The 21,631-nt window shown below is 51.8% G+C and carries 18 protein-coding genes and 1 pseudogene; 10 read left to right on the plus strand and 9 right to left on the minus strand.

Annotation, left to right across the window (positions count from 1 at the left end; genetic code table 11):
- Window positions 1-17: 17 nt before the first annotated feature.
- The 3 genes from torC to torD are packed head-to-tail and all read left to right on the plus strand — an operon-like array spanning window position 18 to window position 4,332.
- Window positions 18-1,190, plus strand: coding sequence for a pentaheme c-type cytochrome TorC (gene torC, locus FEK66_RS16210; RefSeq protein WP_130258269.1), 1,173 nt, complete (start codon window positions 18-20; stop codon window positions 1,188-1,190).
- On the plus strand, window positions 1,190-3,736 hold the full coding sequence (gene torA / locus FEK66_RS16215) for a trimethylamine-N-oxide reductase TorA (protein ID WP_135493694.1): 2,547 nt from the start codon (window positions 1,190-1,192) through the stop codon (window positions 3,734-3,736). The genes torC and torA overlap by 1 nt, the downstream gene beginning before the upstream one ends.
- Window positions 3,733-4,332, plus strand: coding sequence for a molecular chaperone TorD (torD, locus tag FEK66_RS16220; RefSeq protein WP_135493696.1), 600 nt, complete (start codon window positions 3,733-3,735; stop codon window positions 4,330-4,332). The genes torA and torD overlap by 4 nt, the downstream gene beginning before the upstream one ends.
- 62 nt (window positions 4,333-4,394) lie before the next feature.
- Here torD and cbpM read toward each other — a convergent pair whose 3' ends face one another.
- From cbpM to FEK66_RS16245, 5 genes are all read right to left on the minus strand, one after another.
- Complete coding sequence (gene cbpM / locus FEK66_RS16225; RefSeq protein ID WP_130205424.1) at window positions 4,395-4,700, minus strand: chaperone modulator CbpM; 306 nt, start codon at window positions 4,698-4,700, stop codon at window positions 4,395-4,397.
- Window positions 4,700-5,620, minus strand: coding sequence for a curved DNA-binding protein (gene cbpA / locus FEK66_RS16230; protein WP_135493698.1), 921 nt, complete (start codon window positions 5,618-5,620; stop codon window positions 4,700-4,702). Before cbpA ends, cbpM begins: the two co-directional genes overlap by 1 nt.
- Window positions 5,621-5,833: 213 nt before the next feature.
- On the minus strand, window positions 5,834-6,190 hold the full coding sequence (locus FEK66_RS16235; RefSeq protein ID WP_135493700.1) for a RidA family protein: 357 nt from the start codon (window positions 6,188-6,190) through the stop codon (window positions 5,834-5,836).
- Window positions 6,187-7,440, minus strand: coding sequence for a D-amino acid dehydrogenase (locus FEK66_RS16240; RefSeq protein ID WP_135493702.1), 1,254 nt, complete (start codon window positions 7,438-7,440; stop codon window positions 6,187-6,189). The genes FEK66_RS16235 and FEK66_RS16240 overlap by 4 nt, the downstream gene beginning before the upstream one ends.
- A gap of 50 nt (window positions 7,441-7,490) precedes the next feature.
- Window positions 7,491-8,405: a LysR family transcriptional regulator gene (locus FEK66_RS16245; RefSeq protein WP_064528456.1), complete on the minus strand. Its 915-nt coding sequence runs from the start codon at window positions 8,403-8,405 to the stop codon at window positions 7,491-7,493.
- A gap of 272 nt (window positions 8,406-8,677) precedes the next feature.
- Between FEK66_RS16245 and FEK66_RS16250 the strand changes: the two genes are divergently transcribed.
- Together FEK66_RS16250 and agp are read left to right on the plus strand one after the other, a co-directional pair.
- The gene (locus tag FEK66_RS16250) at window positions 8,678-10,111 is read left to right on the plus strand and encodes a gluconate:proton symporter (RefSeq protein WP_135493704.1); all 1,434 of its coding nucleotides are present in this window, start codon (window positions 8,678-8,680) and stop codon (window positions 10,109-10,111) included.
- Window positions 10,112-10,260: 149 nt separating this feature from the next.
- The gene (gene agp / locus FEK66_RS16255) at window positions 10,261-11,502 is read left to right on the plus strand and encodes a bifunctional glucose-1-phosphatase/inositol phosphatase (protein ID WP_138211503.1); all 1,242 of its coding nucleotides are present in this window, start codon (window positions 10,261-10,263) and stop codon (window positions 11,500-11,502) included.
- A gap of 218 nt (window positions 11,503-11,720) precedes the next feature.
- On the opposite strand, the gene FEK66_RS16260 is transcribed toward agp, so the two are convergent.
- A complete protein-coding gene (locus FEK66_RS16260) occupies window positions 11,721-11,948 on the minus strand; it encodes a YccJ family protein (protein ID WP_001143120.1) in 228 nt (75 codons plus the stop codon).
- Between the two features lie 20 nt (window positions 11,949-11,968).
- On the minus strand, window positions 11,969-12,565 hold the full coding sequence (gene wrbA, locus FEK66_RS16265) for an NAD(P)H:quinone oxidoreductase (RefSeq protein ID WP_001151442.1): 597 nt from the start codon (window positions 12,563-12,565) through the stop codon (window positions 11,969-11,971).
- A gap of 376 nt (window positions 12,566-12,941) precedes the next feature.
- Here wrbA and FEK66_RS16270 point away from each other — a divergent pair, with 376 nt between their 5' ends.
- Window positions 12,942-13,115, plus strand: coding sequence for a general stress protein (locus FEK66_RS16270; protein WP_001273658.1), 174 nt, complete (start codon window positions 12,942-12,944; stop codon window positions 13,113-13,115).
- Window positions 13,116-13,365: 250 nt separating this feature from the next.
- On the opposite strand, the pseudogene FEK66_RS26015 reads toward FEK66_RS16270, so the two are convergent.
- Window positions 13,366-13,620 (minus strand): annotated as a pseudogene (locus FEK66_RS26015) (solute carrier family 23 protein); the annotation flags it as partial.
- A 260-nt stretch (window positions 13,621-13,880) separates the two neighbouring features.
- On the opposite strand from FEK66_RS26015, the gene rutR reads away from it, so the two are divergent.
- Complete coding sequence (gene rutR, locus FEK66_RS16280) at window positions 13,881-14,519, plus strand: HTH-type transcriptional regulator RutR (protein ID WP_000191701.1); 639 nt, start codon at window positions 13,881-13,883, stop codon at window positions 14,517-14,519.
- A gap of 39 nt (window positions 14,520-14,558) precedes the next feature.
- Here rutR and putA read toward each other — a convergent pair whose 3' ends face one another.
- Window positions 14,559-18,521, minus strand: a complete 3,963-nt coding sequence (putA, locus tag FEK66_RS16285; RefSeq protein WP_135493708.1) for a trifunctional transcriptional regulator/proline dehydrogenase/L-glutamate gamma-semialdehyde dehydrogenase — start codon at window positions 18,519-18,521, stop codon at window positions 14,559-14,561.
- Window positions 18,522-18,575: 54 nt separating this feature from the next.
- Between putA and FEK66_RS16290 the strand changes: the two genes are divergently transcribed.
- The 3 genes from FEK66_RS16290 (at window position 18,576) to efeU (ending at window position 21,594) form a co-directional block, all read left to right on the plus strand.
- On the plus strand, window positions 18,576-18,782 hold the full coding sequence (locus tag FEK66_RS16290; protein WP_135493710.1) for a hypothetical protein: 207 nt from the start codon (window positions 18,576-18,578) through the stop codon (window positions 18,780-18,782).
- Between the two features lie 160 nt (window positions 18,783-18,942).
- Window positions 18,943-20,451: a sodium/proline symporter PutP gene (putP, locus tag FEK66_RS16295; RefSeq protein ID WP_135493712.1), complete on the plus strand. Its 1,509-nt coding sequence runs from the start codon at window positions 18,943-18,945 to the stop codon at window positions 20,449-20,451.
- Between the two features lie 312 nt (window positions 20,452-20,763).
- A complete protein-coding gene (efeU, locus tag FEK66_RS16300; RefSeq protein ID WP_000497942.1) occupies window positions 20,764-21,594 on the plus strand; it encodes an iron uptake transporter permease EfeU in 831 nt (276 codons plus the stop codon).
- Window positions 21,595-21,631: the final 37 nt, after the last annotated feature.

A 21,631-nucleotide genomic window follows, 5' to 3' on the forward strand; every position in this document is an offset into this window, starting at 1 on the left:
ATTTTACAGGGGCTATTATGCGGAAACTCTGGAACGTGCTACGCCGACCCAGTGCTCGTTGGTCGGTACTGGCGCTGGTCGCTATTGGGATTGTGATTGGCATTGCGCTGATTGTATTGCCACACGTTGGGATCAAAGTCACCAGCACAACCGAATTTTGTGTCAGTTGCCACAGTATGCAACCGGTGTATGAAGAATATAAACAGTCGGTGCATTTCCAGAACGCCTCCGGCGTGCGAGCTGAATGCCATGACTGTCATATCCCGCCGGATATTCCAGGCATGGTGAAGCGCAAACTGGAAGCGAGCAACGATATCTACCAGACCTTTATTGCCCACTCCATTGATACACCTGAGAAATTCGAAGCAAAACGCGCGGAACTTGCCGAGCGTGAATGGGCGCGAATGAAAGAAAACAACTCGGCAACCTGCCGCTCCTGCCATAACTACGATGCGATGGATCATGCGAAGCAGCATCCTGAAGCGGCACGTCAGATGAAGGTGGCAGCGAAAGATAATCAATCCTGCATCGACTGTCATAAAGGTATTGCCCACCAGTTACCGGATATGAGTAGCGGCTTCCGTAAGCAGTTCGATGAGCTGCGCGCCAGTGCTAATGACAGTGGTGACACGCTGTACTCCATTGATATTAAGCCGATTTATGCGGCGAAAGGCGATAAAGAAGCGTCTGGTTCACTGCTGCCTGCTTCGGAAGTGAAAGTCCTTAAACGTGACGGCGACTGGCTGCAAATTGAAATTACCGGCTGGACGGAAAGCGCCGGACGTCAGCGTGTACTCACCCAATTCCCAGGTAAACGCATCTTTGTTGCCTCGATTCGTGGTGATGTGCAGCAGCAGGTGAAAACGCTGGAGAAAACCACCGTAGCCGACACCAATACCGAGTGGAGCAAGTTGCAGGCCACCGCGTGGATGAAGAAAGGTGACATGGTGAACGATATCAAACCGATCTGGGCTTATGCGGATTCGCTGTACAACGGCACCTGTAACCAGTGCCACGGCGCACCGGAAATATCCCACTTTGACGCTAACGGTTGGATCGGCACGCTCAACGGCATGATTGGCTTTACCAGCCTCGATAAACGTGAAGAACGCACCTTGTTGAAATATCTGCAAATGAATGCGTCTGACACCGCAGGTAAGGCTCACGGCGATAAGAAGGAAGAAAAATAATGAACAATAACGAGCTCTTTCAGGCATCACGTCGGCGTTTTCTGGCACAACTCGGCGGCTTAACTGTCGCCGGGATGCTGGGGCCGTCATTGTTAACGCCGTGCCGTGCGACTGCGGCGCAAGCGGCGACTGAGGCCGTCACCTCGAAAGAGGGCATTCTTACCGGCTCGCACTGGGGGGCTATCCGCGCGACGGTGAAGGAGGGGCGCTTTGTGGCGGCAAAACCGTTCGAACTGGATAAATATCCGTCGAAAATGATCGCCGGATTGCCGGACCACGTACACAACGCGGCGCGTATTCGTTATCCGATGGTACGCGTGGACTGGCTGCGTAAGCGCCATCTGAGCGACACCTCCAAGCGCGGTGATAACCGTTTTGTGCGCGTGAGCTGGGATGAAGCCCTCGACATGTTCTATGAAGAACTGGAACGCGTACAGAAAACTCACGGGCCGAGTGCCTTGCTGACCGCCAGCGGTTGGCAATCGACGGGGATGTTCCATAACGCTTCGGGGATGCTGGCGAAAGCTATTGCCTTGCATGGTAATAGCGTTGGTACCGGCGGGGATTACTCCACCGGTGCTGCGCAGGTGATCCTGCCGCGTGTCGTTGGCTCCATGGAAGTGTATGAACAGCAAACCTCCTGGCCACTGGTCTTGCAGAACAGCAAAACCATTGTGCTGTGGGGCTCCGATTTGCTGAAAAACCAGCAGGCAAACTGGTGGTGCCCGGATCACGATGTTTATGAATATTACGAGCAGCTAAAAGCGAAAGTCGCAGCCGGTGAAATTGAGGTCATCAGCATCGATCCGGTTGTCACATCCACCCATGAGTATCTGGGGCGCGAGCATGTGAAGCACATTGCGGTTAACCCGCAAACTGACGTGCCGTTGCAACTGGCGCTGGCGCATACGCTGTACAGCGAAAACCTGTACGACAAAAACTTCCTCGCCAACTACTGCGTGGGCTTTGATCAGTTCCTGCCGTATCTGTTGGGCGAGAAAGACGGTCAGCCGAAAGATGCCGCATGGGCTGAAAAACTGACTGGCATTGATGCCGAAACCATTCACGGGCTGGCGCGGCAGATGGCGGCCAACAGAACGCAGATTATTGCTGGCTGGTGCGTACAGCGTATGCAGCACGGTGAACAGTGGGCGTGGATGGTTGTGGTTCTGGCGGCGATGCTGGGACAAATTGGCCTGCCGGGCGGTGGCTTTGGTTTTGGCTGGCACTATAACGGTGCAGGCACGCCGGGGCGTAAAGGCGTCATTCTGAGCGGTTTCTCCGGCTCAACGTCGATTCCGCCTGTCCACGACAACAGCGACTACAAAGGCTACAGCAATACCATTCCGATTGCCCGTTTTGTCGATGCGATCCTCGAACCGGGGAAAGTAATCAACTGGAATGGTAAATCTGTAAAACTGCCGCCGCTTAAAATGTGTATTTTTGCCGGAACTAACCCGTTCCATCGCCATCAGCAGATCAATCGCATTATTGAAGGCTGGCGCAAGCTGGAAACGGTTATCGCCATAGATAACCAGTGGACCTCAACCTGCCGCTTTGCCGATATCGTGCTGCCTGCGACCACGCAGTTTGAGCGTAACGATCTCGACCAGTACGGCAACCACTCCAACCGTGGCATTATCGCCATGAAACAGGTCGTGCCGCCGCAGTTCGAGGCGCGTAACGACTTTGATATTTTCCGCGAGCTGTGCCGTCGCTTTAATCGCGAAGAAGCCTTTACCGAAGGGCTGGACGAAATGGGCTGGCTGAAACGCATCTGGCAGGAAGGTGTACAACAAGGCAAAGGACGCGGCGTTCATCTGCCAGCGTTTGATGACTTCTGGAATAACAAAGAGTACGTCGAGTTTGACCATCCGCAGATGTTTGTTCGCCACCAGGCATTCCGCGAAGATCCGGATCTCGAACCGCTGGGCACGCCGAGTGGCCTGATTGAGATCTACTCGAAAACCATTGCCGACATGAACTATGACGATTGTCAGGGACATCCGATGTGGTTTGAGAAAATCGAACGTTCCCACGGTGGGCCCGGCTCGCAGAAATATCCGTTGCATCTGCAATCTGTGCATCCGGATTTCCGACTTCACTCGCAGTTATGTGAGTCGGAAACGCTGCGTCAGCAATATACGGTAGCAGGTAAAGAGCCAGTGTTCATTAACCCGCAGGATGCCAGCGCGCGCGGCATTCGTAACGGTGATGTGGTACGCGTCTTTAACGCTCGCGGTCAGGTGTTGGCAGGGGCAGTCGTTTCTGACCGCTATGCACCCGGTGTGGCGCGAATTCATGAAGGGGCATGGTACGATCCAGATAAAGGCGGCGAGCCTGGTGCGCTGTGTAAATACGGTAACCCCAACGTGTTGACCATCGACATCGGTACTTCGCAGCTAGCGCAGGCGACCAGTGCGCACACTACGCTGGTAGAAATTGAGAAGTACAGCGGAACAGTGGAGCAGGTGACGGCGTTTGATGGTCCCGTAGAGATGGTGGCGCAGTGCGAATATGTTCCGGCACCGCAGGTGAAATCATGACTTCACTAACGGTGGAACAGAATGCCTGTATCTACGCCTGGCTGGCGCAGTTGTTCTCCCGTGAACTGGACGATGAACAACTGACGCAAATCGCCAGTGCACAGATGGCTGAATGGTTTTCTTTGCTGAAACGCGAGCCGCCGCTGACTGCGGCGGTGAATGAGCTGGAAGCTAAAATCGCCGCCTTGACGGTACGTGACGACGCCCGTCTGGAACTTGCCGCTGACTTTTGCAGCCTGTTTCTGATGACCGATAAACAAGCGGCACTGCCGTATGCTTCGGCCTATAAACAGGACGAGCAAGAGATTAAACGCTTGTTAGTTGAGGCAGGTATGGAAACCAGTGGCAATTTTAACGAACCGGCAGATCATCTGGCGATCTATCTGGAGTTGTTGAGTCATCTGTATTTTTCGCTCGGAGAGGGAACCGTTCCTGCGCGAAGAATCGACAGTTTGCGGCAAAAAACACTGACGGCGCTGCGGCAATGGTTACCAGAGTTTGCTGTGCGTTGTCATCAGTATGACAGCTTTGGTTTTTACGCGGCACTAAGCCAGTTATTGCTTGCGATAACCAATAGAGATAATGCCGATTGGTAGGCCTGATAAGACGCGTCAAGCGTCTCATCAGGCATTATGGCAGCCAGTTCCGGCAGCCACACTCACGGGTGAGCCACAAACCGGGAAAGCCGCTGGCGTAGCAGGCGGTTTTCCTGTTTCAGATGTGCAATATCATCCATTAACGTTAGCGCCACCGCGATCCCCGGCCAGTCCAGCGCCAGTTCCTGACGTAGACGTACCGCGCGTTGCACCACAATGGCGGCATGGTCATCAAATACCCAGGTTGTTTCCTGGATCTCTCTCGGTTCAACCACCCCCAAACCGACAATTTCATTCAACTCCTCTTCAGAAATGCCGGTATGCAGGCAAAACTCGGTAATGGTAAAAGTCACCGTAACATGAGCCATTATGCTTTCCCCCAATCTTTACGTGGATCAAAAGACGACTGGGCGTTTGCCAGTTGTTGCCACAGCGCGGCAGTATTTTCATCCGGTTTCGGCGGCATGACGATTTTCAGTACCGCATACAAGTCACCAGTCTGTTTTTTGCTTACCAGACCTTTGCCTTTAATGCGCAATCGTTGCCCGGCCTGACTGCCTGGCGGAATGGTCAACAAAATGCTTTCTTTCAGCGTTGGTACAGTGACTTTGCTACCCAGAGCCGCTTCCCACGGGCTAACCGGCACCACAATTTCCAGATCCTGACCGACAATATCAAACAACGGATGCGGGGCTATATGAATCACCAGCCACAGGTCGCCATTTGGACCACCGTTTTCGCCTGGCGTCCCCTGGCCTTTCAGGCGGATACGTTGACCATTGCCGACGCCCGCCGGGATCTTCACATTCAGCGTTTTCGGGATTTCCTGTTCGATCATGCCAAAGGCGTTATAAACCGGCAGGTTATAGCTGATGGTACGTTTGTGCTCAGTAAGCGTTTCTTCCAGGAATACCGCAACTTCAATTTCAATATCGTGGCCACGTGTGGCGGGGCGTTGACGGCTCTGGCGGGCATGTTGACCGAAAATTGACGAGAAGATATCGTCAAAATCTTCGGCATTGAAACTCTGACCGTCGCCATGCTGGAACTGGCGGTTGAATTGCGGATCGTTGCGATGCTGCCACATCTGATCATATTCAGCGCGACGCTGTTCATCACTTAGCACTTCCCAGGCTTCAGCAACCTCTTTGAAGCGGGCTTCGGCATCGGGCTCTTTGCTGACATCAGGATGGTATTTGCGGGCCAGTCGACGATAGGCGGTCTTGATTGTCTTGAGATCGTCCGTCGGTTTCACGCCCATGATGGCGTAATAATCCTTTAATTCCATAGCGTTATCTCGCGTAAATCAATACAGACAAAGGGAAACCCCTGACAAGGTATCAGAGTTAAGTGTAGGGGAAATCAGAAAAAATCGTAGGCCAGTGATAAAAACATAACTAAAAATGATATTTTCAGCCTGAATTTTGGCAGGTAAAAGAGGGGACGTTTAACCTTCACAGATGCCCCATGACGACGTTGTCAGGGGGCTGAAAATGGTGACTTATCCTGCTTTTACCGCAGTGACCATCACTTCAACCAGAATCTCCGGGCGGGCCATCTCAGCCTGTACGGTAGCGCGAGCCGGGCTATGTCCTTCTGGCAGCCAGCTAACCCATACGTCGTTGAAATCGGCAAAATCGCGGCTGATATCTTTCAGCCATACCTGAGCGGACAAGAGATGAAATTTATCACTGCCAGCTTCAGCAAGTAATGCGTCGATTTTCTCCAGCACTTCACGCGTTTGTTGCGCGATGTCAGGAGTATTGCTCTTCGGTGTCTGACCGGAGAGAAATACAAGATTGCCATATTCAACACTGGCGGTAAGACGAGGTTGTGGGTTATTACGTTTGATATTCAAGCTGATTGGCTCCATGTCAGTCCATCAAGGGAAATTGCGGGATCTTCGCCCGACAGCAGCGCGCCTAACACTACGGCACTACCTGCCGCCAGCGTAAAACCCAGACTGCCCTGACCAAGATTCATCCACAGATTTTGATACTTCGCCCGTCCTAATAGTGGCGGACCCGCAGGGGTGGATGGACGCATACCTGTCCATAATTCGGCATCATCGATGCCTTGCAGTTGCGGAAAACTGTTAGCTACGATCTGCTTTAAGGCATTGATTCGTTCAGGGCGCAATTCATTTCCGTCATAGCCAATATCGACCATAGCGGCGATACGCAACCGCTCACCGAGTCGGGCATAGACAATTTTATGACCGTAGTCGGTGACACTGATTTGCGGTGCGATCCCCATTTCTTGTGGGAAGGGAAGCGTCAGACTGTAACCTTTAAGACCGCAGATCGGTACGTGAGTCCCGGTTTCGGCAAGTAAATGCTTGCTACCATTACCCGCGGCAACGACATAATCATCCGCAACCAGCGTTCCTGTGCTGGTGGTAAGGGAGTCAATGCGCTCGCCTTTTTTATTCAACTGCAAAACTTCACAATCGGTTTGTAGCGAAAAATTTGCGCTGGCATTAAGTTTGGCAAGTAATGCCTGGCAGAACTTATAGCAGTCCGCCGTTTCATCTCCGGGAGAGTAAATACCGCCACACAATGAATGACCAATATGTTTTAGTGCTGGTTCAAGATGAACGCACTCTTCGCGTGATAAAGCCTGTTGAAATTGCGGATTAATACCTTTTGCCGCTTTGGCTAAATCTTGCGGGCGGCGATGAATAATCAGTTTGCCAGAACGGCGCCAGTGAAAATCATCAAGATTATCTTCCAGCAGCCACTCTTCCATGACCTGACGGCTTAACAGTGATAAGCGTAAAATATGGTCGCCATTGAGTTTATTTGTCCGGCTATTGCAGGCCAATAAAAATTCCAGCAACCAGCGCCACTGGCTAAATGACATGCGCAAACGCATATTCAGGGGAGAGTTGCTTTTCCCCATCCATTTTAGCCCCTGCATCGGTACGCCTTTATCCGCCAGAGGAGCAACGTAGCGATAACTGAGTTGCCCACCATTAGCGAAACTGGTGGCGATACCTGCCTGACTGTTGCGTTCTAACAATTGTACCTGATGGCCCTGTTTTACCAGCACCCATGCTGTTGCCAGACCAATTACCCCGCCGCCAATAATTACAATGCGTTTTTTCATCACCTGAGATATCCACCGCTAATAAATGCGTTGGGGGTATGTCAAAGCATTTAGGCCTGAGGAGCAATTGACTTTTTATTTTCAGGGTATAACTCAAGGTTAATGGCTCGCAGTTGCTGACGTAATTGCTGACAAAGGAAATCGACAAATTTTTGTGTAATGGGACTAAGTGAAACGTCGGCACGGCGTAGCAAACAAAGGTCTATTTTCATTGGGGGTTCGATGGGGTGAATCGTCTCTGCCGGAAGGTTATGACGGGCAGAGAAAATATCGGTAATACTGCATCCCATTCCGCGTTTTACAAATTCCGTGGCCATGTAATAGGTCTGGACATTCAGGCGCGTTGTCAAAAAATCACGTCGTTTAGCTATTGCATCGGAAAGGGAATGAGGGCCGGGAGAAATCCAGCGTTGTTGGTCAATCTTGTCTATTTCTACTGCGCCCTGGCGATAGTCCCGGTCGATATAAACCAGCGGAACTTCGGCTATCAGCGTCGTCATAATTTCCCCCTGTTGAATCGGCTGTAGCGTCAGGGCCAGATCAATCTCACGCAGATCAAGCTTTTTAACCAACGTTTCAGTGTGCTCTGTCGTCAGTGTCATGACCAGATTCGCATTCTGCTGGTAAAACGCCGTGACTATTTCCGGCACCAGACTTAATCCCAGGCTTGGCAGGCATCCCAGGGCTATTCTGGCTCGCGGATCTCGCGTCAGGTTATCGGCCAGCAGTCGCAGGTTGTCGAGTTCGTGATAAATCGACTGCGCTTTTTCAAAAAGTGTGATCGCTTCGCTGGTTGGAAGAAGCTTGCCACGAACTCGCTGAAAGAGCTGAAAACCGAGTTTTTGCTCAGCGTTTTTTAACGCTTTACTGGCGGCCGGTTGGGAAATATTCAGCGATTCCGCTGCCCGTGAAAGTGTCCCGCATGTCATCACAGCATAGAAGATTTCCAGGTGGCGCAGTTTCATTAAGAGTTAACCCAGAGTTATAGACGATAGATAAAAAGTCATTTCATGGTAACACCAAGTTAACATAAATTTAATTTGTAACGTCTGTTCTGGTAACAATGCGTTATTTGCCCACCTAAAGGGGTTAATTACGAACTCAGAATAATACCTGTAGTACCCGGACAAACCCTCAGTGCATTTTGCTAACAATAATAACGAGGGGGGATATTTTCTGAGCTGTCCAAATACATCGGCTGATATTGAAAGTCGATTCGATGGGGTTAAGGAGTTATATGAGTGACTCAATGCTCGCTGGTGGTTTACTAACCAGACAAAATATCACCAAAAAGAATGTCATTATTGGTTTGTTATTGATTGCATTTTTACTGATAGCGTTCTGGTGCCAGGGGCGTCCAGGTAATGAACTCGGACTGCTTGGTTTTACACCACTGGTGGCGTTAGCGGTGCTCTCGTTGATAGGCGTCGATATTGTTCTGGCGGTTATTTCATCGATTATTATTGCGATGATAATGACTTCCACCGGCTTACCTGAAATGGGTGCCATGCTGGCACAATCGACGGGATCGTTTATCGCCACTGTTGGTTTGATCATTATGCTTGGCGCAGGCGTAGGTGAAGTGGCAACACGTACCGGAGCCGCCGTTGAACTGGTCAAATTTGTGGTGCATCGTATCGGGCTTTCCAGCCAGACACGGGTTAAATTTGGCATCGTTGTCTCATCCATTCTTATCTGTGGCGCGCTGGGTACTATGGCAGGCGGTAATGCCATTATTGTTGCGGTGATTATTCCCGTGGCGGCGGCAGTACGGCTGACACCGCCTACGGTGGCAGCACTGATGATGACGGCGGGGTCAGTGGGATTGTTTACCGGGCCATTTACTCCCAGTACCGTGACGATTTTACAACTCGGCGGCCTGACTTATCCGCAATACCTGATGTACGTCGGGCTGCCAATGAGCGCCGTGACGTTATTTGCTGGCTGGATAATGGCCGGGCGAATTCAGAAGATGACGGAAGGAAAATTACACTACGAAGTGGATCTCTCAGAGAAAACTCAGGAAGAAGAGGATCCTGCCCGCGATCGTCGTCGCAAACTCAGCGCCCTGGCATTTGCTGCAACCATTATTGTGATGGCGGTTATTGGCGTAGTGATAAAAGCAGGTTTTAGTTTTGCCATTATCGTTATGCTGTTGGTGGCGTTGATCACCGGGCTGGTGGGGGGATTAAGCCCAACCGGGATCCTGCAAGCCCTGTATAAAGGGTGTGGCAGACTGGTGTGGATGTTTCTGCTCTACTGGCTGTATAACCCGATTCTGGAGCTTATGGATAGCCTGCAGGCGTATCAGGGATTGCTCGAATACACACAACCACTGTTAACCGGGATATCTCCGGCATGGCTTTGCTTCTGTATTTTTGCCTTTAACATTATCGGTCATGTGCCAGGTGCTGCTGTTGCTCAGATGACCTTCACGCATAAAATATTTGGTCCGATGTTGATGGCTGCGGGAGTGCCGCCACAGGGTACAACGGCAGTATTATTAGCCTCATCGCAAGTGGACTGGTTTGGGCCTTTCCCTTCATCGGATATGTTCGGTCAAATGGGGCTGGCACAATCTACTCACCTGAAATATATGCTTTATAACGGTTGGGCCATTGTCATTGCCAATATCATTCTTTTTGCCTTGCTGTTTCAGGTATTAGTTTAACGATACAAACCAGGCGATAGCGCGACTACTGTCCGTTATCGCCTGACGGTTTCCCGCCTCGTCATCTGCTAAATTGCGAACCTGTTCCCGGAAAAATGCCATATTTCTGTCACACTCTTAATTGATTGATAACTAAAGAGGTGATGGGAATGAAAAAAACGCTAATTGCTGCGGCCGTGGCTGGAATGGTTTTACTCTCTTCGAATGCTCAGGCACAGACCATGCCGGAAGGCTATCAGCTACAGCAAGTGCTACTCATGAGCCGTCATAATTTACGTGCGCCATTGGCAAATAATGGCAGTGTGCTTGAGCAGTCGACGCCGAATAAATGGCCGGAGTGGGATGTTCCTGGTGGACAACTCACGACCAAAGGCGGCGTGCTGGAAGTGTATATGGGCCATTACATGCGTGAGTGGCTGGCAGAGCAGGGAATAGTGAAAACGGGTGAATGCCCGCCGCCGGACACCGTTTATGCCTATGCCAATAGTTTGCAACGCACTGTCGCCACTGCGCAGTTCTTTATTACCGGCGCATTCCCAGGGTGTGATATTCCTGTTCATCACCAGGAAAAAATGGGCACTATGGACCCAACCTTTAATCCGGTGATCACCGATGATTCCGCCGCATTCAGTGAGCAGGCGGTGGCGGCAATGGAAAAAGAGCTCGGTAAACTTCAGCTTACTGACAGCTACCAGTTACTGGAAAAAATCGTTAACTATAAAGATTCTCCTGCCTGCAAAGAGAAACAGCAGTGCTCGTTGGTGGACGGTAAAAATACCTTTAGCGCGAAGTATCAACAAGAACCAGGCGTTTCCGGGCCGCTAAAAGTGGGCAACTCGCTGGTAGATGCGTTCACCCTGCAATACTACGAAGGTTTCCCGATGGATCAGGTGGCCTGGGGGGAGATCAAATCAGATCAACAATGGAAAGTGTTGTCGAAGCTGAAAAACGGTTACCAGGATAGCCTGTTTACTTCACCGGAAGTGGCGCGCAATGTCGCGAAACCGCTGGTCAGTTATATCGACAAAGCCCTGGTTACCGATCGTGCCAGTGCGCCGAAAATCACAGTGCTGGTTGGGCACGACTCAAACATTGCCTCTCTGTTAACGGCGCTGGATTTCAAACCGTACCAACTGCATGACCAGAACGAACGCACGCCGATTGGCGGCAAAATCGTTTTCCAGCGTTGGCATGACAGCAAAGCCAACCGCGACCTGATGAAAATCGAGTATGTGTACCAGAGTTCGGAACAGTTGCGTAATGCCGACGCGTTAACGTTGCAGGCTCCGGCTCAACGAGTGACGCTTGAACTTACCGGCTGCCCGATAGATGCCAACGGTTTTTGCCCGATGGATAAGTTTGATAGCGTGTTGAATGAAGCGGTGAAATAACAGAAAGCTCCCCCGCGAGAAGCGGGGAATATGAGACTGATGACAAACGTGAGATTGCCTGATGCGCTACGCTTATCAGGCCTACCCGAGAATTGCACTATATCGAATTTGCACGATCGCGTAGGCCGGATAAGGCGTTCACGCCGCATCCGGCATGAACAAAGCGCACGTTGTCAACAATTTGAAAGCTCCCCCGCGAGACGCGGGGGAGTTACTGATTAAACGTTTTTACGTTCGATGGTCTGTTCGCCCCAAAAAAGCGAATCTTTATCGGTCTTAGCAAAGGCTTTGACTAACACTTCATCGCTACCTTCTTCCCAAATCTTTTCCGCCATTTTTTCGTCATACCCGGCGACTTCAAAAATGGCCTCGGCTATTTCCGGCGACGTATTGCGCAGAGATGCCCATTCACCCACGTGATGAGCTTTCGCTTCTTGAGTTGGCATGCGTATCCTCCTGTTGAAGATTAGCCGTTAAGTTTAACTGCCAGACCAGCGACATATTCCCCCTGATAACGTGCGATAGACAACTCTTCCTGGCTGGGTTGGCGTGAACCGTCACCGCCTGCAATGGTGGTTGCGCCGTACGGCGTTCCGCCGCGAACCTGCGAGACGTCAAAAAGTTCCTGCGCTGCGTAGCCAATAGGGACAATCACCATGCCGTGGTGCGCAAGTGTCGTCCAGGTGGATGTGATGGTTTGTTCCTGACCGCCGCCGGTGCCGGTAGAGCTAAAGACGCTCGCCAGTTTTCCGTACAATGCGCCAGAAGCCCACAGGCCGCCAGTCTGGTCGAGGAAGGTACGCATTTGCCCGGACATATTGCCAAAGCGGGTTGGCGTACCAAAAATAATGGCGTCGTAATCGGCCAGTTCTTGCGGAGTTGCAACGGGTGCAGTTTGCGTTTTACCGCCTGCTTTTTCGAATAATTGCGGCTGCATGGTTTCCGGTACACGCTTAACAACAACTTCTGCGCCATCGACTTTGCTTGCGCCTTCAGCGACTGCGCGCGCCATCGTTTCGATATGTCCGTACATGGAATAATAAAGCACCAGAACTTTAGCCATTTCTAACCACTCCTCGTGTTATCTCTATTCCGTAGCGATTCGCTACCACTCTTTTAAAGATAAGACGTCCTTTTCAGAGTGCAAATTTCACAACCACTTATTTGATTTATAACAACTTTCACAAGCGCGTAAAATTGTCGCAAAATGATACATTTTTATCCCATAGCGTTTTTTTAATCATAAGAGAGGCTTATGGATAATTATTGGAAATGATATCTATTCTCGCTCAGAACCTGTTGCAGGATATTACCAAAAGCGGGTCCACCCGCGTCAGTTCACTAAGCTTAGTCCCACGTAGCGAAAATATGGCACCGCCATACGCCGCGTTAATCTTATGCAATGCAATATGATGTCTACATCAAGACGGAGGTCAGTAATGGCAAACCATCGAGGCGGTTCAGGTAATTTTGCAGAAGACCGCGAAAGAGCATCAGAAGCAGGTAAAAAAGGTGGACAGCACAGCGGGGGTAATTTCAAAAATGACCCGCAGCGCGCATCTGAAGCAGGTAAAAAAGGTGGCAAGAGCAGTCACGGCAAAAGCGACAACTAGCCGGGCTAATCAATGACGAATGCATTTTTGTCTGTAACTCGTCAAAAAGCCATCACCGCCGGTTACCCGGCGGTTGATACTGATGACAAATGCACGATTGCCTGATGCTTATCAGGCCTACCAGAAGATTGCAATATATTGAATTTGCACTGTTTTGTAGGCCGGATAAGGCGTTTACGTCGCATCCGGCATGAACAATGCGTACGTTGTCAACAATCTGCACCGCCGGGTAATCCCGGCGGTTTTCTGTTTATGGCTCCTGATGAACAACTTCTGGCGGTGGAACGTCAACCAACTTTCTGCTTAACAACGCATTGAGTAAAATCGCGCCAAAAGTTGCTGTACCGATCCCTCCCAACGTAAAACCGCCCAGCGCGATGCTGATATTCGGGTTAATCCCCTGACCGTTAAAGCCCGTTGCGGCAATCACCACGCCAACAAAAGCCGCGCTGGAACCGAGATAACTGGGGACGTGTCCGCCGGTAATAAAGAAAAACAATAACGTGAAAGTCAGACGGGGCGCTGCATCCTGCATATCCTTTTCAGCCGCGTAATGGCTTGTTTGCAAAGCGGATGCCAGTTTTTAAAAATTCAATGTTATTAATGTGTTAATATTTGGTTGTTGAAAATGACTGGTAAAAAGTGGACTAAACGGTCAAAACAGTTGCACATAAAACATGCGTTCGTGCGCGATGAGAGTGCAGAAGGTCGAGGCCAGACGGGGGTTTTGCTATCCTGTTGCTAATCTACAAGAGGGGAGAGCGCATGACGCAAGGCGCAGTGAAAACAACGGGTAAACGTTCGCGTGCAGTGAGCGCGAAGAAAAAAGCGATTCTTAGCGCGGCACTGGACACTTTTTCGCAATTCGGTTTTCACGGCACAAGGCTGGAGCAAATTGCAGAGTTGGCGGGCGTTTCTAAAACCAATCTGCTGTATTACTTCCCGTCGAAAGAGGCACTGTATATTGCCGTGCTGCGGCAAATTCTCGATATCTGGTTGGCGCCGTTAAAGGCGTTTCGTGAAGATTTCGCCCCGCTGGCGGCGATCAAAGAGTACATTCGTCTGAAGCTGGAAGTCTCCCGCGATTATCCGCAGGCTTCGCGCCTGTTCTGTATGGAGATGCTGGCAGGTGCGCCGCTGTTAATGGATGAACTGACGGGCGATTTGAAGGCGTTAATTGATGAGAAATCAGCGCTGATTGCAGGCTGGGTCAAGAGTGGCAAACTCGCGCCGATTGACCCGCAGCATTTGATTTTTATGATCTGGGCTTCCACTCAACATTACGCCGATTTTGCCCCTCAGGTGGAGGCGGTGACAGGCGCGACGTTGCGCGATGAGGTATTTTTCAATCAAACGGTTGAAAACGTGCAGCGGATTATTATTGAGGGGATTCGACCACGTTAAAGATGCCGGAGGAGGTTGTAACATCCTCCGGCTACCTGTTTAACCTATAGTCATTAAGCTGGCGTTACCGCCAGCGGCAGCGGTATTCACACTCAGCGAACGTTCGATATACAGCCGTTCCAGCAGGATATTGCTTTCGCCACGGGCAAAACCCTGCACCGAAACAATTGCGCCATCCCGCGCGGCAACCGCTTCACACAATGCGCGAAGCTGATCCGAATCACCGTGGAAGATCACCGCATCAAACGGTTGAGCGGTTATATTTTCCGCTTTCGCCAGTTGAATACGTTCGCTGACTGCCGATGGCAATGCCTTCACTAACTGACGATGCAGCGCGTCATCCGGCCACAGCACCTGGCTGCCCACCGCCAGCACGGCGGCAAGCTGAGTCAGCGCATCCTGTTCATCATCCGCGATACACAATACGCGCTCACGGGGCAGCAGCGTCCAGGTGTTGCGTTCACCCGTCGGCCCTGGCAGCAATCGTTGTGTTCCTGCCTGCGCCAGCTCGCCATATTGTGTACATAACGCCTGTAATTCTGGACGATTTGCTGCCCATTCCCGCAGTGCATTCAGCGGTTGAGTCAATGCGGCTTTCAACTGCGCATCGACAGGATACTCCGCATCCTGACGGGCGAGCGTCACCGCCAGCGCGCTTTCCGGGCGATTCGCCAGCAGACGGTAGAGATAGAGCGGACCGCCAGCTTTCGGCCCGGTGCCGGACAACCCTTCGCCGCCGAACGGTTGCACCCCAACCACCGCGCCCACCATATTACGGTTAACGTACAGGTTGCCGACATGGGCCGAGCCAGTGACCTGGGCGATGGTTTCATCAATACGCGTATGGACGCCAAGCGTCAGGCCATAGCCGGAAGCGTTAATCTGCTCGATCAGTTCCGGCAGCTGGTTACGGTTATAACGCACCACATGCAGCACCGGACCAAAGACCTCTTTTTGCAATTCGGCAAAGTCATCCAGTTCGATAAGCGTCGGGGCGACAAAGGTGCCGCTTTGCCATTCTCGGGCATCTTCACTGTTTTCCCGCACCGCCTGGAACACCGGACGGCCTTTGCTACGCATGGTCTGAATATGACGCTCGATATTGGCTTTCGCTTCGCTATCAATCACCGGACCGATATCCGTGGTCAGGCGACCCGGATTACCCATTCGACACTCGGCCATTGCGCCGCGCAGCATTTTCAACGTGTGGTCGGCAATCTCATCTTGCAGGCACAGCACGCGCAGTGCCGAACAACGCTGACCCGCACTGTCGAACGCCGAGGCCAGCACATCTATTACTACTTGTTCGGTCAGGGCGGAGGAATCGACAATCATCGCGTTCATGCCGCCGGTTTCAGCGATGAGCGGAATAGGGCGCCCCTGAGCGTCCAGGCGGCTGGCGATATTGCGTTGCAGTAACGTAGCGACTTCGGTTGAACCGGTAAACATCACCCCGCGCACGCGATCATCACCCGTCAGTTGCGCGCCCACGGTTTCACCCTGACCTGGCAGCAATTGCACCACGCCTGGCGGTACACCCGCTTCCAGCAAAATGGCGATCCCTTGCGCGGCAATCAGCGGAGTTTGTTCTGCCGGTTTTGCCAGTACGCTGTTACCTGCAGCCAGTGCGGCAGCGATCTGCCCGGTGAAAATAGCCAGTGGGAAGTTCCACGGACTGATACACACCACAGGCCCTAATGGACGGTGGGTTTCGTTAGCGAAATCATCCCGCACCTGTCCGGCGTAGTAGTGGAGAAAATCGACCGCTTCGCGCACTTCGGCAATGGCGTTGCTGAAGGTTTTTCCGGCTTCACGCACCAGAATACCAACCAGTTGCTGCATCTGGCTTTCCATTAGCACGGCAGCGCGATGCAAAATCGCCGCGCGTTCAGCCGGAGGAGTGGCAAACCAGATTGGCGCGTTATTAACCGCACTTTCAAGCGCCAGTTCTACTTCACGCGGTGTGGCTTCACGCACATAGCCCACAATATCTTTCGGTTCCGCAGGGTTAATAACGGGCGACATCTCACCAGCCGTGGCCGGTTGTTCCAGCATTGGCAAGGCCTGCCATTTTTGCAGTGCACTATTGAGCAGGGCAGAAGAGAGCGAGGCCAGACGGTGTTCGTTAGCGAGATCCAGCCCTGCCGAGTTGTCGCGTCCGTGACCGTAAAGATCGCGCGGCAGGGGAATTTTCGGATGCGGTAATCCAGTTTGTCCTTCTTGTTGCGCCAGTTTTTCTACCGCAGTGACCGGATCGGCGACCAGTTCATCCAGTGGCAAAGAGGTGTCGGCAATACGGTTAACAAACGAGGTGTTAGCACCGTTTTCCAGCAGGCGGCGCACCAGATACGCCAACAGCGTTTCATGTGTGCCAACCGGAGCATAAATACGACACGGACGGTTAAGTTTGCCGTCGGCAACTTTCCCGGTGACCTGCTCATACAGTGGCTCGCCCATACCGTGCAGGCACTGGAACTCGTACTGACCCGGGTAGTAGTTTTGACCCGCCAGTTGATAAATTGCCGCCAGCGTATGGGCGTTGTGCGTCGCGAACTGCGGGTAGATTAAATTCGGCACCGCCAGCAGCTTTTTCGCACAGGCGAGATAAGAAACGTCGGTATACACCTTGCGGGTATAAACCGGATAGCCTTCAAGGCCGTCCATCTGCGCACGCTTGATTTCACTATCCCAGTACGCGCCTTTCACCAGGCGAATCATCAGACGGCGACGGCTGCGGGTTGCGAGATCAATCAGGTAATCAATCACCAGCGGGCAGCGTTTTTGATAAGCTTGAATAACAAAACCGATACCGTTCCAGCCTGCCAGTTCTGGCTCGAAACAGAGTTTTTCCAGCAGATCGAGGGAGATCTCCAGACGGTCGGCCTCTTCGGCATCGATGTTAATACCAATATCGTACTGACGCGCCAGCAGGGTGAGTGATTTCAGACGCGGGTAAAGCTCTTCCATTACGCGGTCATACTGGGCGCGGCTGTAGCGCGGATGCAGCGCCGACAGCTTGATTGAAATGCCCGGACCTTCATAGATGCCACGACCATTGGATGCTTTACCAATGGCGTGAATCGCCTGCTGATAGGAAACCATATACGCTTGCGCGTCCGCGGCAGTCAGCGCGGCTTCGCCCAGCATATCGTAAGAGTAACGGAAACCTTTCTCTTCCAGCTTGCGGGCATTGGCTAACGCTTCCGCAATAGTCTCTCCAGTGACGAACTGCTCGCCCATCAGGCGCATCGCCATATCCACACCTTTGCGGATCAGCGGTTCACCGCTTTTACCGATAATGCGATTCAGCGAGCGGGAGAGGCTGGCTTCGTTATGGGTGGAAACCAGTTTGCCAGTAAACAACAGCCCCCAGGTAGCGGCATTAACAAACAGTGACGGGCTACGACCAATGTGGGATTGCCAGTTACCGTTGCTGATTTTGTCGCGAATTAACGCATCACGGGTGGCTTTGTCGGGAATACGCAACAACGCTTCTGCCAGACACATCAGCGCCACGCCTTCCTGCGATGACAGCGAAAACTCCTGCAATAACCCCTGGACCATACCTGCGCGACCACTGGCATTTTTTTGATTACGCAGTTTATCGGCCAGCTGATACGCCAGTTTATGCGCCTGTTCGGCAACTGACTGCGGCAGGCGGGCTTGTTCCAGCAACATAGAAACCGCTTCGGTTTCCGGGCGGCGATAGGCCGCGGTGATAGCGGCGCGGGAAACCGACTGGGGCAAAATTTGCTCGGCAAAGTCGAGGAATGGCTGGTGTGGTTCCTCTGCCGGAGTCGGCGCTTCATCGCTCTCATTGGCAGCGCCAGAAAGCAGCACAGGCAGTTCCGGCAGAGTATCGCTGTTTTCCAGTTGTTCAAGATAAGAAAAAATCGCCTGCTTAATTAACCAGTGTGGCGTGCGATCGATACGTGTCGCGGCAGACTTAATACGCTCACGCGTCGCGTCGTCCAGCTTAACCCCCATGGTGGTGGTTCCCATGCCATTACTCCTGTTGTTCTGAAAGGTGCAACTTAACGTTATCGTGAAATATCCATGATGTTGCAACTTTGTGCAACCATGTTAAATGTGACCTGCGTAGCAAGCTTAAAAATGAATGAAATGTTAATAAAAGAAATCGATATGACAGGGATTAAAAAAATAACTCAGACTTTTTCTCTGCGGCAGTTAACACTTTTGAAAGGTGCAACCGCGAAAAATGTGAGGAAGTGCAACCTGATGAAAAATAGTATCGCTGGGTAACAAAATTTGATGTAAATGATGTGTTAAATCGATTGTGAATAACCAGCACTTCCGGCAGGATACGGTCGCCCTGGTAAAACATAAACTCTGTTACCCCGTTCCGGTGGCAGATATAACGGCAAGTTTCGACATTGCCGATAATAATTTTTGGAGACTTTAGATGGCTATTAGCACACCGATGTTGGTGACATTTTGTGTCTATATCTTTGGCATGATATTGATTGGATTTATCGCCTGGCGATCAACCAAAAACTTTGACGACTATATTCTGGGCGGTCGTAGCCTTGGGCCATTCGTGACGGCATTATCGGCGGGTGCGTCGGATATGAGCGGCTGGCTGTTAATGGGGTTGCCGGGCGCAGTCTTTCTTTCCGGGATTTCCGAAAGCTGGATCGCCATCGGCCTGACATTAGGCGCGTGGATCAACTGGAAGCTGGTGGCCGGGCGGTTGCGTGTTCATACCGAATACAATAATAACGCCTTAACTCTGCCGGATTATTTCACCGGGCGCTTTGAAGATAAAAGCCGCATTTTGCGCATTATCTCCGCGCTGGTTATTTTGCTGTTCTTCACCATTTATTGCGCTTCGGGCATTGTGGCAGGCGCGCGCCTGTTTGAAAGCACCTTCGGCATGAGCTACGAAACGGCTCTGTGGGCGGGAGCTGTGGCGACGATCCTTTACACCTTTATTGGCGGTTTCCTCGCGGTGAGCTGGACTGACACTGTACAGGCCAGCCTGATGATTTTTGCCCTGATCCTGACGCCTGTAATTGTCATTATCAGCGTTGGCGGCTTTGGCGACTCGCTGGAAGTGATCAAACAAAAGAGCATCGAAAACGTGGATATGCTCAAAGGGCTGAACTTTGTTGCCATTATCTCGCTGATGGGCTGGGGGCTGGGTTACTTCGGTCAGCCGCACATTCTGGCGCGTTTTATGGCAGCAGATTCTCACCACAGCATTGTCCATGCGCGTCGTATCAGTATGACCTGGATGATCCTCTGCCTGGCAGGGGCGGTGGCTGTTGGCTTCTTTGGGATTGCTTACTTTAACGAGCATCCGGCGTTGGCGGGTGCGGTAAATCAGAACGCCGAGCGCGTGTTTATCGAACTGGCGCAAATTCTGTTTAACCCGTGGATTGCCGGGATTTTGCTGTCAGCGATTCTGGCGGCGGTGATGTCAACCTTAAGCTGCCAGCTGCTGGTGTGCTCCAGTGCAATTACCGAAGATTTATACAAAGCGTTTCTGCGTAAACATGCCAGCCAGAAAGAGCTGGTGTGGGTAGGGCGTGTGATGGTGCTGGTGGTGGCGCTGGTGGCGATTGCGCTGGCGGCAAACCCGGAAAACCGCGTACTGGGCTTAGTGAGCTACGCGTGGGCAGGCTTTGGCGCGGCGTTTGGTCCGGTGGTGCTGTTCTCGGTGATGTGGTCACGCATGACGCGCAACGGTGCGCTGGCGGGGATGATCATCGGTGCGCTGACGGTTATCGTCTGGAAACAGTTCGGCTGGCTGGGTCTGTACGAAATTATTCCGGGCTTTATCTTTGGTAGCATTGGAATTGTGGTGTTCAGTTTGCTGGGTAAAGCGCCGTCAGCGGCGATGCAAAAACGCTTTGCCGAGGCCGATGCGCACTATCATTCAGCGCCGCCGTCACGGTTGCAGGAAAGCTAAGGGACTTAGCCTGCGGCGGTTTTGTTTGGCTTCAGCAGCGTGTTGCGCAGCATTAAAATAGTTGTGTGGTTCTTGCCGGATAAGGCGCTTACACGGCATCTGGCAAGAACACATGGCTCGTTGTAAACAATCCCATCTTTCTACCCTGGAATAATCGTTTATATCCCGGGCATTACCTCTCTTTGTTTACATTCCAACATCATTTTATAAACATTCCGCTTGTATTTTTCTTCACCGTAATGATAATCGCTATCACTGCGATTTACTTTTCTTTGCATAGATTGACTCAGAAAAACGTTTAAGGGTGGTGGCATGTTTGTTCCGTTTCTCATTATGTTGCGCGAAGGACTTGAAGCCGCGCTGATTGTCAGTTTGATTGCCAGCTATCTTAAGCGTACCCAGCGAGGCCGATGGATTGGTGTCATGTGGATTGGCGTGTTGCTTGCCGCTGCGTTGTGCCTAGGCTTGGGTATCTTCATTAACGAAACTACCGGCGAATTCCCGCAAAAAGAACAGGAACTGTTTGAAGGTATCGTGGCAGTGATCGCTGTGGTGATCCTCACCTGGATGGTTTTCTGGATGCGCAAAGTGTCGCGCAACGTCAAAGTGCAACTGGAACAGGCAGTCGATAGCGCATTGCAGCGTGGAAATCATCATGGCTGGGCGCTGGTGATGATGGTTTTTTTTGCCGTTGCAAGGGAAGGGCTGGAGTCGGTCTTTTTCCTGCTGGCGGCATTTCAACAAGATGTCGGGATTTGGCCGCCGCTGGGTGCAATGCTCGGTCTTGCTACTGCCGTGGTGCTCGGCTTCCTGCTCTACTGGGGCGGTATTCGTCTTAATCTCGGCGCATTTTTCAAATGGACCAGCCTGTTTATTCTCTTCGTCGCCGCAGGGCTGGCAGCTGGTGCCATTCGCGCATTTCATGAAGCTGGCCTGTGGAACCACTTTCAGGAAATCGCCTTCGATATGAGCGCGGTGCTCTCAACTCACTCGCTATTCGGCACGCTAATGGAAGGGATTTTTGGCTATCAGGAAGCGCCGAGCGTCAGCGAAGTCGCCGTCTGGTTTATTTATCTCATCCCGGCGCTGGTGGCATTTGCTCTGCCACCACGTGCAGGGGCGACAGCGTCTCGCTCCGCATAACGAATACGACGCAAACTCTTGCTTAGTTACAACATAC

It is taken from the genome of Escherichia sp. E1130 (assembly GCF_005781065.1).
Taxonomy (GTDB): Bacteria; Pseudomonadota; Gammaproteobacteria; order Enterobacterales; family Enterobacteriaceae; genus Escherichia.

Coding starts and splice junctions, on each gene's coding strand:
- torC (WP_130258269.1), top strand. CDS start 18: ATGCGGAAACTCTGGAACGTGCTACGCCGACCCAGTGCTCGTTGGTCG.
- torA (WP_135493694.1), top strand. CDS start 1,190: ATGAACAATAACGAGCTCTTTCAGGCATCACGTCGGCGTTTTCTGGCA.
- torD (WP_135493696.1), top strand. CDS start 3,733: ATGACTTCACTAACGGTGGAACAGAATGCCTGTATCTACGCCTGGCTG.
- cbpM (WP_130205424.1), bottom strand. CDS start 4,700: ATGGCTCATGTTACGGTGACTTTTACCATTACCGAGTTTTGCCTGCAT.
- cbpA (WP_135493698.1), bottom strand. CDS start 5,620: ATGGAATTAAAGGATTATTACGCCATCATGGGCGTGAAACCGACGGAC.
- FEK66_RS16240 (WP_135493702.1), bottom strand. CDS start 7,440: ATGAAAAAACGCATTGTAATTATTGGCGGCGGGGTAATTGGTCTGGCA.
- FEK66_RS16245 (WP_064528456.1), bottom strand. CDS start 8,405: ATGAAACTGCGCCACCTGGAAATCTTCTATGCTGTGATGACATGCGGG.
- FEK66_RS16250 (WP_135493704.1), top strand. CDS start 8,678: ATGAGTGACTCAATGCTCGCTGGTGGTTTACTAACCAGACAAAATATC.
- agp (WP_138211503.1), top strand. CDS start 10,261: ATGAAAAAAACGCTAATTGCTGCGGCCGTGGCTGGAATGGTTTTACTC.
- FEK66_RS16260 (WP_001143120.1), bottom strand. CDS start 11,948: ATGCCAACTCAAGAAGCGAAAGCTCATCACGTGGGTGAATGGGCATCT.
- wrbA (WP_001151442.1), bottom strand. CDS start 12,565: ATGGCTAAAGTTCTGGTGCTTTATTATTCCATGTACGGACATATCGAA.
- FEK66_RS16270 (WP_001273658.1), top strand. CDS start 12,942: ATGGCAAACCATCGAGGCGGTTCAGGTAATTTTGCAGAAGACCGCGAA.
- rutR (WP_000191701.1), top strand. CDS start 13,881: ATGACGCAAGGCGCAGTGAAAACAACGGGTAAACGTTCGCGTGCAGTG.
- putA (WP_135493708.1), bottom strand. CDS start 18,521: ATGGGAACCACCACCATGGGGGTTAAGCTGGACGACGCGACGCGTGAG.
- FEK66_RS16290 (WP_135493710.1), top strand. CDS start 18,576: ATGATGTTGCAACTTTGTGCAACCATGTTAAATGTGACCTGCGTAGCA.
- putP (WP_135493712.1), top strand. CDS start 18,943: ATGGCTATTAGCACACCGATGTTGGTGACATTTTGTGTCTATATCTTT.
- efeU (WP_000497942.1), top strand. CDS start 20,764: ATGTTTGTTCCGTTTCTCATTATGTTGCGCGAAGGACTTGAAGCCGCG.